General features: G+C 70.2%; 13 protein-coding genes. 8 read left to right on the forward strand and 5 right to left on the reverse strand.

Going from position 1 to position 13,181, the window contains the following annotated elements; all coding sequences use genetic code 11:
• Positions 1 to 8 precede the first annotated feature (8 nt).
• The gene (locus tag RI211_RS01390) at positions 9 to 680 is read right to left on the reverse strand and encodes a response regulator transcription factor (protein WP_060923034.1); all 672 of its coding nucleotides are present in this window, start codon (positions 678 to 680) and stop codon (positions 9 to 11) included.
• Positions 681 to 767: 87 nt separating this feature from the next.
• Here RI211_RS01390 and RI211_RS01395 point away from each other — a divergent pair, with 87 nt between their 5' ends.
• The 3 genes from RI211_RS01395 to RI211_RS01405 are packed head-to-tail and all read left to right on the forward strand — an operon-like array spanning position 768 to position 3,516.
• The gene (locus RI211_RS01395) at positions 768 to 1,451 is read left to right on the forward strand and encodes a M15 family metallopeptidase (protein ID WP_315638194.1); all 684 of its coding nucleotides are present in this window, start codon (positions 768 to 770) and stop codon (positions 1,449 to 1,451) included.
• The gene (alr, locus tag RI211_RS01400; RefSeq protein WP_315638193.1) at positions 1,448 to 2,569 is read left to right on the forward strand and encodes an alanine racemase; all 1,122 of its coding nucleotides are present in this window, start codon (positions 1,448 to 1,450) and stop codon (positions 2,567 to 2,569) included. Before RI211_RS01395 ends, alr begins: the two co-directional genes overlap by 4 nt.
• Positions 2,566 to 3,516 carry a D-alanine--D-alanine ligase family protein gene (locus tag RI211_RS01405; RefSeq protein ID WP_315638192.1) on the forward strand — a complete coding sequence of 317 codons (951 nt, stop codon included), beginning with the start codon at positions 2,566 to 2,568 and terminating at the stop codon, positions 3,514 to 3,516. Before alr ends, RI211_RS01405 begins: the two co-directional genes overlap by 4 nt.
• 35 nt (positions 3,517 to 3,551) lie before the next feature.
• Here RI211_RS01405 and RI211_RS01410 read toward each other — a convergent pair whose 3' ends face one another.
• The 4 genes from RI211_RS01410 to RI211_RS01425 are packed head-to-tail and all read right to left on the reverse strand — an operon-like array spanning position 3,552 to position 7,271.
• Complete coding sequence (locus RI211_RS01410) at positions 3,552 to 4,508, reverse strand: sugar kinase (RefSeq protein ID WP_315638191.1); 957 nt, start codon at positions 4,506 to 4,508, stop codon at positions 3,552 to 3,554.
• Positions 4,509 to 4,525: 17 nt separating this feature from the next.
• Positions 4,526 to 5,278, reverse strand: coding sequence for an SDR family oxidoreductase (locus RI211_RS01415; protein ID WP_315638308.1), 753 nt, complete (start codon positions 5,276 to 5,278; stop codon positions 4,526 to 4,528).
• Between the two features lie 2 nt (positions 5,279 to 5,280).
• Positions 5,281 to 6,306 (reverse strand): zinc-dependent alcohol dehydrogenase, encoded by a 1,026-nt coding sequence (locus RI211_RS01420; protein ID WP_315638190.1) that lies wholly within the window; start codon positions 6,304 to 6,306, stop codon positions 5,281 to 5,283.
• 11 nt (positions 6,307 to 6,317) lie between these two features.
• Positions 6,318 to 7,271, reverse strand: a complete 954-nt coding sequence (locus RI211_RS01425; protein WP_315638189.1) for a C-terminal binding protein — start codon at positions 7,269 to 7,271, stop codon at positions 6,318 to 6,320.
• Between the two features lie 139 nt (positions 7,272 to 7,410).
• Between RI211_RS01425 and RI211_RS01430 the strand changes: the two genes are divergently transcribed.
• Genes RI211_RS01430 through RI211_RS01450 form a run of 5 tightly spaced genes read left to right on the forward strand, consistent with a single transcriptional unit; the run spans position 7,411 to position 13,173 of the window.
• Positions 7,411 to 8,499: a mandelate racemase/muconate lactonizing enzyme family protein gene (locus tag RI211_RS01430; RefSeq protein ID WP_315638188.1), complete on the forward strand. Its 1,089-nt coding sequence runs from the start codon at positions 7,411 to 7,413 to the stop codon at positions 8,497 to 8,499.
• 54 nt (positions 8,500 to 8,553) lie between these two features.
• Positions 8,554 to 9,615 (forward strand): ABC transporter substrate-binding protein, encoded by a 1,062-nt coding sequence (locus RI211_RS01435; RefSeq protein WP_315638187.1) that lies wholly within the window; start codon positions 8,554 to 8,556, stop codon positions 9,613 to 9,615.
• Between the two features lie 32 nt (positions 9,616 to 9,647).
• Entirely contained in the window at positions 9,648 to 11,207 is a 1,560-nt protein-coding gene (locus tag RI211_RS01440; RefSeq protein WP_315638186.1) for a sugar ABC transporter ATP-binding protein, read from the forward strand.
• Entirely contained in the window at positions 11,204 to 12,187 is a 984-nt protein-coding gene (locus RI211_RS01445; protein ID WP_315638185.1) for an ABC transporter permease, read from the forward strand. Before RI211_RS01440 ends, RI211_RS01445 begins: the two co-directional genes overlap by 4 nt.
• The gene (locus tag RI211_RS01450; RefSeq protein WP_315638184.1) at positions 12,184 to 13,173 is read left to right on the forward strand and encodes an ABC transporter permease; all 990 of its coding nucleotides are present in this window, start codon (positions 12,184 to 12,186) and stop codon (positions 13,171 to 13,173) included. Before RI211_RS01445 ends, RI211_RS01450 begins: the two co-directional genes overlap by 4 nt.
• Positions 13,174 to 13,181 lie beyond the last annotated feature (8 nt).

Below are 13,181 nucleotides of genomic sequence, written 5' to 3' on the forward strand. Positions count from 1 at the left end.
CCCGCCGCCTACGCATCCGCGTCGGCTCCGATCCGGTAGCCGACGCCGGGCACCGTGAGGATCAGCCACGGCTCGCCGAGGCGCTTGCGCAGCGAGGAGACGGTGATGCGGACGGCGTTCGTGAACGGGTCGGCGTTCTCGTCCCACGCACGTTCCAGCAGCTCCTCGGCGCTGACCACCCCGCCCTCGGCGTCGACGAGCACCTCCAGCACGGCGAACTGCTTGCGGGTGAGGGCGACGTACCGGCCGTCGCGGTAGACCTCGCGGCGGAACGGGTCGAGACGAAGACCGGCGATCTCCAGCACCGGCGGTCGCGCGCGCTGTCGGCGGCGATCCAGGGCGCGCAGTCGCAGCACCAGCTCCCGCAGCTCGAACGGCTTGGTGAGGTAGTCGTCGGCGCCGAGCTCGAACCCGGAGGCCTTGTCGTCGAGGCGGTCGGCGGCCGTGAGCATGAGGATGGGGATGCCGCTGCCCGAGGCGACGATCCAGCGCGCGATGTCATCGCCGGAGGGACCCGGCACGTCGCGGTCGAGGATGGCGATGTCGTAGGCGTTGATGCCGAGCAGCTCCAGCGCGGTGTCGCCGTCGCCGGCGATGTCGGCCGCGATCGCCTCGAGCCGCAGCCCGTCGCGGACCGCCTCGGCGAGGTAGGGCTCGTCCTCGACGATCAGCACACGCATGGCAGCGATCCTACGCAGTGCGGCATATCGGCGGTGTATGGAAAACGCCATACGCCCTGGCAACCGCGTCCTCTCTTCACTGGAAGCATGAACGACCTCCACACCCCCCGAGCCGTGCGGGCACGGCGCCGTAGGCGGATCGCCACCACGGCCTCCGTGCTGGCACTCGCCGTGGTCGCCGCCGTCGCCGTGCAGCAGTCGCTGTCGGCCGCGTTCGCCGAGACCGCCCCGATCGTCACTCCCGCCGCCACCGGCTCCTCCGGCTCCGACACCGATCCGCATCCGCCGACCACCGGATCGGTGCTCGCCCCGAGCGAGGCGGACGGCGTGATCCGCGACGGCGATCAGCCGACGGTCTTCGACGTCGACAGGATCGCCGTCGGCAACCTCGACCCCGCGCTGCTCGACGCCCTCCAGCGTGCCGCCTCCGATGCCGAGGCCGACGGGGTCACGTTGCTGGTGAACAGCGGATGGCGGTCGGCGACGCTGCAGGAGCAGCTGCTCCGCGACGCGATCGACGACTACGGCTCGGAGGAGGAGGCACGTCGCTGGGTGGCGACCGCCGAGACCTCGGCGCACGTCTCCGGCGACGCGGTCGACCTCGGTCCGCTTCCGACCCTCGACTGGCTCGCCCAGCGCGGGTGGCGCTACGGGCTCTGCCAGACCTACGCCAACGAATCCTGGCACTACGAGCTGCGACCGGAGGCCGTCGAGGACGGCTGCCCGGCACAGTACGCCGATGCCACCGAAGACCCGAGGATGCAGCGATGACCGCCGTGCTCGCGGAGGGGGCGACCCTGTCACGCCTGCACGCACCGACCCTGTCCACTCTTCCGGGCGCCGTCGCCGAGAACCTCCGCCGCGTGCGGGCCGCCGCTGCGGTTCCCGTCATGGCCGTGGTCAAGGCCGACGCCTACGGTCACGGCATAGTGGCGGTGGCGACCGCCGCCGTGGCCGCGGGAGCCGAGTGGCTCGGGGTCACCGACGTCGCCGAGGGGGTCGCGCTGCGCGAGGCCGGCCTGCGCGTGCCGATCCTCGCCTGGCTGCATCCGGCGGGCATCGACGCGCCGCTCGCGGCCGCTGCGGGGGTCGACGTGGCGGTGGGCTCCGTCGAGGAGCTGCGCCAGCTCGCGGCCGATGCCACAGCTTCCGTGCGGGTGCACCTGCACCTCGACACCGGGATGGCGCGCGGAGGGTGCCCCGTGGAGGACTGGGACACTCTGCTGCGCACGGCGAGGGCGGCCCGTGGACGGATCGATGTCGTCGGGGTGATGGGGCACCTCCCCTGCGCGGACGCCGCGGATCCGCGGGCGAACGCGGCCGCGGTGCTGCGGATGCGCCAGGGGAGGGACGCGGTCCTGCGCGCCGGGTTCGGACCGCTGCTCGTGCACCTCGCGGCGACGTCGGGGGCTCTCACGGACCCCGCCACGCACTTCGACATGGTGCGGGTGGGGGCCGCCCTCGTGGGGATCGACCCGTCCGAGACGGTGTCGTTGGTCGGGGCCTCCCGGTTCACCGCGCCCGTGGTGCACAGCGCCGCCGTGCCGGCCGGAACCGTCGTGGGCTACGGGGGCACGCACACGACGGCGACGGCCACGCACCTGAGCGTCGTGGGCGTCGGGTACGCGGACGGCATCCCGCGGGAGGTCGGGCCGGGTGCGGGGGTGGAGATCGGAGGGGAACGGCACCTGATCGTCGGGAGGGTGTCGATGGATCAGATCGTCGTCGACACCGGGGGGAGGGCGCTCCCGCGGGGAGCGGTCGCGTCGGTGTTCGGGCCGGACGGCGGCGCAGTGCCGTCGGTGCAGGACTGGGCACGGTGGGCGGGCACGATCCCGCACACCATCGTCACGGGCATCGGCCCGCGAGTGAGGAGGAGCGTCGCATGACGAAGCAGGTCCTGGTCATCGGAGGGGGACAGAACCCGGAGCACGAGGTGTCGCTCGCGTCGGCCGCGGCGGTCGCCGCGGCGCTGCGGCTGGGCGGACACAGCGTCACGGCCGTGACGATCGATCGCGACGGCGTGTGGCGCGCGGACGGCATCCCGCCCGGCGTGAGTCCGGCGGCATCGTTGCAGCAGGCCCTGCCGCTGCTCGCGGCGAGCGACGTCGTGTTCCCGGCCGTGCACGGGGCGCTCGGGGAGGACGGCGCCCTCGCGGCGCTGTGCGCGCTCGCCGGGGTCCCCGTGGTCGGCTCCGCGCTGGGGGCGGGGGCGATCGGCATGGACAAATGGGCCACGAAGCTGGTGGCCCAGGCCGTGGGGCTGCGGACCGCCAGGGGGCGACTGGTCGCCGCGGAGGACATCGGCGATGTGGAGTTCGACGGCGCGGTCGTGGTCAAGCCGGTCACGGCCGGCTCGAGCCATGGCGTGAGCCTGGTGACGGAGGAGGGCGACCTGCTCACGGCGCTGCGGGGGGCAGCGCGGTTCGACCGGCGGATCCTGGTCGAGGAGGTCGTGCACGCACGGGAGATCGACGTCGCCGTGCTGCGGGAGAAGGGCGGGGTGCGGTGGGCCGCCCCGCCCCTGGAGATCCACGCGCCCGGGCTCTTCGACACCGCGACGAAGTACGACGGCACGGCCCGCTTCACGGTTCCCGCGCAGCTCGATACAGCCGCCACGACGGCGCTCAAGCGCGCGGCGATCGCGATGTTCGATGCCCTGGGGTGCGACGGCGTCGCCCGGATGGACTTCTTCCTCACGGACGAGGGCCCTGTGCTCAACGAGGTGAACACGATGCCGGGGCTGACCGCCGCCTCCCAGGTGCCGCGGATGTTCGCGGCGGCCGGGGTGGACTACGTCGACCTCGTGGGCAGGCTCGTCCGAGCGGCCGTGTGAGAGGGGCTCGACACGGCGCGTGCGGAGGCGGATGCTCACCGGAGGACGGGATCCGGGGCGGAGAGGAGCGCGAGCTCGGAGCGACGGGGCAGCCCCGCCCAGTCGCCGGGGTTGAGGCAGGCGAAGGCACCGGCCGCGGCGGCTGTGATCAGCCGCTCGGCGGGCGTCCGGCCGGCGGCCCGCTCGGCGAGGTACCCGCCGACGAAGGCGTCCCCCGCCCCGACGGTGTCGACCGGATCGATCGGCACGGCCCCGACACGATGGGGCTCGTCGTCGATGAGAGCCGTGCACCCCTCCGCGCCGCGCTTGATGATGACCTCCCGTGGTCCGAGGGCGGCGATACCACCGGCGAGGTGATCTGGATCACCGTCGCCGTCGAGGAGCAGCTTGGCCTCATCCTCCCCGGCGAAGACGATGTCCGCATCGCGGGCGAGACGACGGTAGACCGGCCTCGCTTCGGTGGGGCCCCACAGCGACGCGCGATGGTTGACGTCGAACGACACGGTCACGCCGTGCGCTCTGGCCTCCGCGACGGCGTAGAGCACAGCGTCGTGTGCACGTGGCGACAGTGCGGGAGTGATGCCGGTGATGTGCAGGAGTTGGGCCGCGCGGATCGTCGGGAGAGGCAGGTCGGACGCGGTCATGCGGGAACCGGCGCTGCCCGTGCGCGCGTAGGACACTCGGGCGAGGGACGGAGTGCGCATCTCCCGCACCATGTGAGCGGTCGGGGCTTCCGGATCCCGCACTGCATGCACCCTCACCTCCTCGGCGCGGAGCTCGCGCAGGATGAGATCGCCGAACGTGTCTGCGCCCACCCGTCCGCACCACGCTGCGGTGCCGCCCAGACGGGAGATCGCCACGGCGACGTTGCTCTCGGCCCCTCCGATGCTGAGGGTGAAGGCGGTGTTGTGGGCGAGGGGCCCGAGGCCGGCCGAGCGGAACAGAGCGAGGGTCTCACCCAGGGTCACGACGTCCACGGCCTCGACAGCCATGGACGTCGACCTCGCCGTCATCGTGCCAACCAGCCGCCGTCGACGGGCAGCACCGTTCCGTGGATGAAGGCGGCGGCATCCGACGCGAGGAAGACGACGGCACCGGCGATGTCCTCCGGAGTGCCCCAGCGGCCTGCCGGGATGCGCTCCAGGATCTGCAGGTTGCGGGCGTCGTCGGAGATCAGTGCTCGATTCATGTCGGTGCCGATGTAGCCGGGCGCGACGGCGTTCACGTTGACTCCGCGCGGCGCCCACTCGTTGCACAGCGCCTTGGTGAGCTGCGCCACCGCTCCTTTGGATGCCGCGTAGGCGGCGACGCGCAGACCGCCCTGGAAGCTGAGCAGGGAGGCCATGTTCACGATCTTGCCGTAGCGGCGCCGCAGCATGCCGGCGCCGAATCCCTGGGCGAGCTGGAAGGCCGCGCGAGTATTGACGTCCAGGAGCGTGGAGAATTCGTCGAGCGGGAAATCGACAGCATCGTGGCGGGCTTGAACACCGGCATTGTTGACGAGGATGTCCACGTCGTGCGCAACGCGCACGTCGTCGATCGCCTGCGCAATGGACGCCGTGGATGCCAGGTCGACGGACACGGCGGCCAATGCACCGCCGTGCTCCTCGGCAACGTGCTGCAGCCTGTGATCGGGTGCGCCGCGCTGCATCGTCACGACGTTGGCCCCGGCGTGCAGGAGCCCCTCCGCGACTGCCGCTCCGATGCCGCGCGAGGCTCCTGTCACGACGGCTGTCCGTCCGTCCAGCCGGAACGACGCCATGCTCACCGCCCGCCCTCCGCATCCTTTGAACCCGCTCCGACCAGCACCTTCAGTGCGGCGCCCGCCGAGGTCGCTGCGGAGAACGCCTCTGACGCCCGATCGAGTTCGAAGATGGCCACCGGGATCCGGTCGAGGCCGAGGGCGTCGCTCCGGATGAGCTCGACGGCATCGCGGAAATCATCGGTCGTGTAGACGCGGACGCCGACGACCGACTGCTCGGCGAAGGTCACCGCCTGAAGGTCGAACGGGGTCGGCTGCTTGTACACGCCGACGAGCACGATGGTGCCGCGCACGGCTGCGGCATGGGGAAGCCGAAGGGCGACGGAGGGGTGGGCGGCGGTGTCGAACACGACATCCGCGCGACCACCGAGCTGGGCACGCACATCGTCCGCCGCCGTCTCGCCTGCCGGCAGCGTCGGGAACCCCAGTTGCTCAGCGACAGTCCTTCGTTCCGAACTGGGTTCGACCACCACCACCTTCTCCGCGCCCCGATGTCGAGCGACCAGGGCGGTGAGGATGCCGATGGGACCGGCGCCGAAGACGGCGACAGTCTCGCCGCCGGTCAGTCCGGACCGGCTCACGGCGTGCGCGGCGACAGCCAGCGGCTCGACGAGGGCGGCGACCGTCGCCGACACCGCGTCGTCCAGCGGGAAGAGTCGGTCGTCGGGGAAGACCGCGAACTCGGCGAGACCGCCGGGTGCATCGATGCCATACAGCCCGAGGCGTTCGCACACATGCGTGTGTCCCGCGCGGCAGGGAGCGCACGCCCCGCAGCTCAGGAGCGGCAGCACGGCGACGCGGCGGTCCCGGAGGCGTTCGTCGGTGCTGTCGACGATTCGTCCGACGATCTCGTGCCCCATGATCAGCGGTGCCGTCGCGCGGGGGTGGGAGCCGTGCAGGATGGAGAAGTCTGTGCCGCAGAGGCCGGTGAACTCGATCCGCACGAGCGACTCCCCGTCAGCGGAGGAAGGCCGGGGAACTGAGGCGACGCGCAGCCGCTCAGGAGCGTCCCACAGCACAGCTTTCATCGTCGTCTCCATCACGAGCGCACCTCCGGGTTCAGCAGGTCGCGCGGATCGCGTCCTGCGCAGTAGTCCACGACGTTCTCGATGGCGCGTCGCTTGAGCTCCGATTCCGATTCCTCGCTGTACCAGGCGGTGTGCGGGGTCACCACCACCGAGGGCACCTGCAGCAACGCGCTCGTCCGCGGCAGCGGCTCCTGCTCGAACACGTCGAGTGCGGCGGCCTTGACTCTGCCGCTCCGCAAGGCCCGCACCAGCGCCTCCGTGTCCACGACACCACCTCGGCAGGTGTTGACCAGTACCGCGCCCGGTTTCATCTGGCTCAGTGCTCCGTCATCGATCAGGTGCCGGGTGCGCTCATCGAGCGGCACGTGCAGCGACACCACGTCGGCTTCGCGCAGGAGCTCGTGAAACCCGACCAGCCGTACATCGCCGACTCGCGTATCCGGCCGTGGATCGTGGCCGAGCACTGAGAATCCCAGCGCTGCGGCCTTGCGCGCGGTGGCGGTTCCGATCCGGCCGACGCCGACCACGCCGAACGTCAGTGCGGAGATACGGTGCAGCGGCTTGACCTCGCTGAGGCCGTACGAGCCCGCCCTGGTCCGGCGATCGAGTTCGGTCACTCCGCGGACGAGCGAGAGGGCGAGGGCGATCGCATGGTCTGAGACGTCCTCGGTCCCGTAGTCCGGCACGTTGCACACGGCGACGCCCCGGGCCGTGGCCGCGGCGACGTCGATCGTGTCGACACCGACACCGTATCGGCCGATCGCGCGCAGGCCGGGCAGCGCGTCGAGAACACGGGCGGTGATGGGCGCGTACTGCACCACGATGGCGTCCGCACCGGCGGCTGCAGCGATCACGTCGTCCTCCGAACGGCACTGGAACAGCTCAAGGTCGACGCCGTGGGCTTCGGCGACCCTTCGCTCTTCGGCGATGGCATCGTGGTCGCAGTCTGTGATGACGATCCTCATCCGACGTCTTCTCCTTCGTGACGCTGGCTCGTCCGCTGTGCGGCCGGGCGGGGTGTTGGCAACAGTAGCGGAAGTGTGTATGTTTAGGAAATCGGTTTTCTAGCGGGTCATGACGGCCCCCGACCCGGAGTACTCATCAATGGCGAAGATCACCAAAGTCCGTACCGACCTGTATCGGGTGCCGTTGACCACGCGTCTTTCGGACAGCACCCACGGCGATATGGACGACTTCGAACTCGTCGTCGTCCGCGTGACGGATGCCGACGGTGCCACCGGCATGGGGTACACATATACCGTCAACGCCGGAGGACACGCGGTCGCCCGAATGGTCGACCCGTACCTGTGCGATGTCCTCGTCGGTGAGGACGCAGATCGCATCGAGGCGCTCTGGCAGAAGATGTGGTGGCACCTGCACTACGCCGGGCGGGGCGGGCACGTCACTTCCGCGATCTCCGCCGTCGACATCGCGCTCTGGGATCTCAAGGGACGAAGGCTGGGTCAACCGCTTTGGCGGGTGTTCGGCGGCTATGACCCAGAGGTGCCCGTCTATGCGGGCGGCATCGATCTGCAGTTCTCGGTGCCGCAGCTCCTCGCTCAGGCCGATGCCTTCCGTGCCCAGGGGTTCCGGGCGATCAAGATGAAGGTCGGGCGGGACGAGCTCCGTGAGGACCTCCTCCGAGTGGAGGCGATGCGCGAGCACCTTGGCGACGGCTTCCCGCTCATGGTGGACGCCAACATGAGGTGGTCGGCCGACCGTGCCATCGCCGCGGCCCGCGAACTCCGCGCGTTCGACCTGGTGTGGTTGGAGGAGCCCGTGATCCCCGACGACCTCCCCGGGCAGGCACGCGTTCTCGCATCCGGCGGTCTTCCGATCGCAGCGGGCGAGAACCTCCATACGCTGTACGAGTTCCGTGCCGCGATCGACGCGGGTGCCGTGACCTATCCCGAGCCCGACGTGAGCAACTGCGGCGGGATGACCGTCTTTCGCAAGGTCGCCTCCCTCGCCGAGGCGCACAACCTCCCCGTGACCAGTCACGGAGTGCACGATCTCACCGTGCATTGCCTCGCCGCAGCGCCCAACCGCACCTACATGGAAGCGCACGGGTTCAGCCTCGAGTCGTACCTGAGCGAGACCATGCCCATCGTCGACGGCGCCGTGACCGCACCGGAGCGCCCGGGCCACGGTCTCGACCTCGACTTCGACAAGCTCGCGACGTTGCGAGCCTGACCGCGTCGACCGCCGTCGCGGCGGACTTTTTCACGAATGATCAAAGGAGATGTCATGAAATCGAACCGCATCATCACCGCGGCCGCCTTGGCCGCAGGAATCCTCCTCGCCGTCACCGGATGTGCGAAGCCCCTGGACGACCAAGGCTCCGCCACTGCGAACGGCGAGGGCACCGAGCAGGTGGTCGAGAGCGCCTCGGAGGCGACGTGCACGAACCCCACGCCCTCCGACAAAGAGCTCGGGGACATGAAGATCGGATTCTCCCAGTCGGAGAACGAACAGAACCCCTTCCGCGCGACCGAGACGGCCTCGGTGCGCCAGTCGGTCGAGGAGGCGGGCGCCGAGTTCGTCTACACCAACGCCAACAGCGACCAGGCGAAGCAACTCAGCGATATCCAGTCGATGATCAACCAGGGCGTCGATGCGCTCATCGTCGCGCCGATCAGCGCCACGGGTCTGCAGAGCGCCTTCGAGGCGGCCAAGAGCAAGGGCATCCCGGTCATCACGATCGACCGCGAGACCGCCGGTGAGCCCTGCACCGACTTCATCTCGTTCATGGGCTCCGACTTCGAGCGGCAGGGCGAGCGAGCGGGGGAGGCGATGATCGAAGCCCTGGGCGGCGAGGGCTCCGTCGCGGAGCTGCAGGGAGCGCCGGGCAGCGATGTGGCGACCCTCCGCACCACCGGCTTCGACACGGCCGTGAAGAACGAGGACGGCATCGATATCGTCGCGCAGCAGACGGGCAACTGGGCCACCAGCGAAGCCCAGGACGTGCTCGCCCAGCTGCTGTCATCCAACCCTGGCATCAACGCGGTGTACACCCACAGCGACACCATGGCTCTGGGGGCACTCACCGCCATCACCCAGGCCGGGCTCACCCCGGGCGAGGACGTGAAGGTCGTCTCGATCGACGGCACGAGGGAGGCCGTCGGCCACGTGGCCTCCGGCGACATCGCCGCCATCGTCGAGACGAACCCGCGCTTCGGCCCGGCCGCGCTCGACCTGCTCGCGAAGTGGTTCGCGGGGGACGACGTGGCGCAGGAGATCATCATGAAAGACGAGCTCTACACCGAGAAGAACGCTCAGGACGCGCTCGACTCCGGTCGAGCGTACTGACCCATCCCGGCGTGCAGCGAGAGGACGAGCACATGACTTCACAGGCGGGGGACGTGATCCTCGAGGCCCGTGACATCACGAAGAGCTTCAACGGCATCCGTGCACTGAAGGGCGCATCGCTCGCGCTGCGCGCCGGGGAGGTCCACGGACTTAACGGCGAGAACGGCGCCGGCAAGTCCACCCTGATCAAGATCATCACGGGGTTCTACCAGCAGGACGCGGGCGAGGTGCTCCTCGACGGACGCCCCGTGCGCTTCGACCGTCCGAAGGACTCGCAGGACGTGGGCATCAGCACCGTGTACCAGGAGGTGAACCTCATCCCGGAGCGCACGGTCGCCGAGAACATCCTCCTCGGCCGTGAGCCGCGCCGGGCTGGCCTGCTGCGCAAGCGCGCCGCGGTCGCGCAGGCCCAGGCCATTCTGGACCGTTTCGGGCTCGCCATCTCGGCGAAGGCGCAGTTGTCCTCCCTCTCGCTCGGGATGCAGCAGATGGTCGCCATCGTGCGTGCCGTCGCCTTCGACGCGCGGGCCGTGATCCTCGACGAGCCGACCTCGGCCCTGAACGGCGCCGAGATCGACATCCTGTTCGGGGTGGTGCGTCAGCTCCGTGACGAGGGCCTGGCGATCATGCTCGTCAGCCACCGCATGTCGGAGCTCTACGAGCTCTGCGATCGCTTCACGGTGCTGCGCGACGGGCGCTTCGTGGTGGAGAGCACTCCGGCCGAACTCCCGCCCGCGGAGCTGGTGAGCGCGATGCTCGGCGGCATCCGCCTGAACGAGACCGACCGGGATCCCGAGGCCCACGGCCGGCGCGTCGAGGAGCTGCGGGCCGGGCCGCCGGTGCTGGAGGTGGACGGGCTGAGCTGGGGCAACCGGCTGCACGATGTGTCGTTCGACGTGCGGCGCGGCGAGATCGTCGGCCTGCTGGGCCTGCTGGGCTCGGGCCGCACGGAGGTCTGCAAGGCTGTGTATGGGGCCATCAGACCCGACGCAGGGGAGATCAGGCTCGGCGGCGAGACTCTTGCCCGCCGGTCCCCGGCCCGCGCGCTGCGCAGCGGCATCGCCTACCTCTCGGAGGACCGTCGGCGGGAGGGGATCTTCCCCGGGCTGAGCGTGCGCGAGAACCTCACCGCCGCTGTCCTCCCGCGTCTTTCGACCCTGGGCGTGGTGCGGCCTCGGGAGCAGAGCGACATCGTCGCCCGGTTCTCCGAGGAGCTGCGCCTGAAGGCAGCCGGTCCCGAACAGCCGGTCGCGGAGCTGTCCGGAGGCAACCAGCAGAAGGTGCTGCTCGCCCGGTGGATCGCCACCGAGCCGCGGATCGTGCTGCTGGACGACCCGACCCGCGGGATCGACGTGGGCGCGAAGGCCGAGGTCCACCGCGTCATCCGCTCGCTGGCCGACCGTGGCATCGGCGTGCTGGTCACGTCGAGCGAGACCGAGGAGCTGCTGTCTCTGTGCGATCGGCTCATCGTGCTCAGCGAAGGCGCGGTGGTGGGCGAGCTCGACCCGCTGTCCGTCGATCCGGCCGACGTCGTGGGGCTCCTTTCCGCGGCTTCGGCGGCATCCCCCGCCCTGACAGGAGAGAGTGCATGACCCTCACGACGACGACAACGGTGGTCGTCCCGGAGCGGACGCCGACCCAGAAGGCCGCGCATCTCGCGCGCACGTACACCGTCTACCTCGCCCTCGTGGCGCTGGTGGTCTTCAACCTCATCGCCACCACCGGGTTCGCGACCGCCGCGACGCTCCAGAACGTGCTGTTCGCGGTCGCTCCGATCGTGCTGATCGCCGTCGGGCAGACGCTCGCCATCGGCACCGGCGGCATCGACCTGTCGGTGGGATCGATGATGGCACTGTCGTCGGCGATGCTCGCGCTGTACCTCGGCTACGGCGAGGTCGTCGCGCTGCTGACCGGCGTGCTCGTCGCGGCCGCCGTCGGCACGCTGAACGGCACGATGATCGCGTACCTGCGCATCAACCCGCTCATCACCAGCCTCGGCCTGCTGGTCGCCGTCCGGGGGCTCGCCCAGGCGCTCTCCGGGGGTGCGCGTAGCCCCATCCCCGGCGATGGGCTGTTCGGCTGGCTCGGCAACGCGGTCCTGTTCGGCATCCCGGGCGTGGCCGTGATCGCCGCCGCGATCGCGGTGCTCATCTGGCTGCTGGTGAAGAAGACCACGTTCGGCCGGTATGCGCTGTTCGCCGGATCGAACCGCGCCGCCGCGCATCTGACCGGCACACCGCGCAACCGGACCCTCATCACGATCTACACCCTGAGTGCGGGGCTGGCCGGCCTCGCGGGGGTCTTCGTCTCTGCCCGCATCGGTGCGTCGGACCCGAGCTTCATCGGCATCCACTTGGAGCTGACGGCGATCGCGGCAGTGGTGATCGGCGGCACGCCGCTCGCCGGCGGCCGCATCAACGTGGGCGGAACGGTCGCCGCGGCGCTGTTCCTCCAGGTGATCGACACCACGTTCATCATGAACAACCTCGATTTCGCATACGCGCAGGTGCTCAAGGCGGTCCTCATCGTGGTCGCCCTGTTCCTGCAGCGGGCAGGGAAGGACGCGCGATGACCGCGACGACACAGGAAGCCCCGCGGCGGGGACTCCGTCCGCAGAGCGCGGGGCCCGGCTGGGCGGCGGGCCTGCAGCGGTACGGTATCGTCGGCGTGCTCGTCGCCGTCGCCGTGGTCGCTGCGGTCGTGTCGCCCACGTTCGGCACGATCGACAACGCGGCCAACATCGTCACGGCGGCCTGCTTCATCGGCCTCATCACCATCGGGCAGAGCTTCGTGCTCATCACCGGCGGCATCGACCTGTCCGTCGGCTCGATGATCGGGCTCGGCACGGTGCTGGCGGCGCTGGCCGCCCCGGCCGGTTGGCTGGCGGCCCTGCTCGTACCGATCGCCGCCGGCATCGGCCTCGGGCTGATCAACGGGCTGCTGGTCGGCAAGGCGCGCATGGCACCGTTCATCATCACCCTGTCTGCCCTCCTCGCCGTCAATGGCATCGCGGTGGCGCTGGCCGGCTCCAGCATCGTGATCGAACGCGGGTTCTTCACGTCGATCGCGAACGGCACCGTGCTGGGCCTGCCGAACCTGGTCTGGATCCTGCTGATCGCCTTCGTCGTCGCCGCCGTCGTGCTGAATCGCACATCGTTCGGCTCCCGTATGTTCGCCCTCGGCGGCAACGAGGAGGCGGCGCGGATGATGGGGGTCAACGTCACGCGCGTGAAGATCCAGGTCTACACGATCAGCGGCGGTCTCGCCGGCCTCGCCGGCGCGCTGCTCGCGTCGCGCCTCTCGTCCGGCGTCGCCAGTCTCGGCTCCACCTACGAGCTCAAGTCCATCGCGGCCGCCGTGATCGGCGGCGTGCTCCTCACCGGCGGCGTCGGCACCATGCTCGGCGCACTCTCGGGGGTGCTCCTCATCGCCATGATCGACAACCTGATCAACCAGATGGGGTCGCTCAACGCCTACTTCCAGGATCTGTTCACCGGCGTGTTCCTCGTGCTCGCGATGATCGTGCAGACGCTCCTGAGCCGCCGCCGAGATCATTGACCATCCAT

The sequence above is a fragment of the Microbacterium meiriae genome (assembly GCF_032364335.1).
Lineage (GTDB): Bacteria > Actinomycetota > Actinomycetes > Actinomycetales > Microbacteriaceae > Microbacterium > Microbacterium meiriae.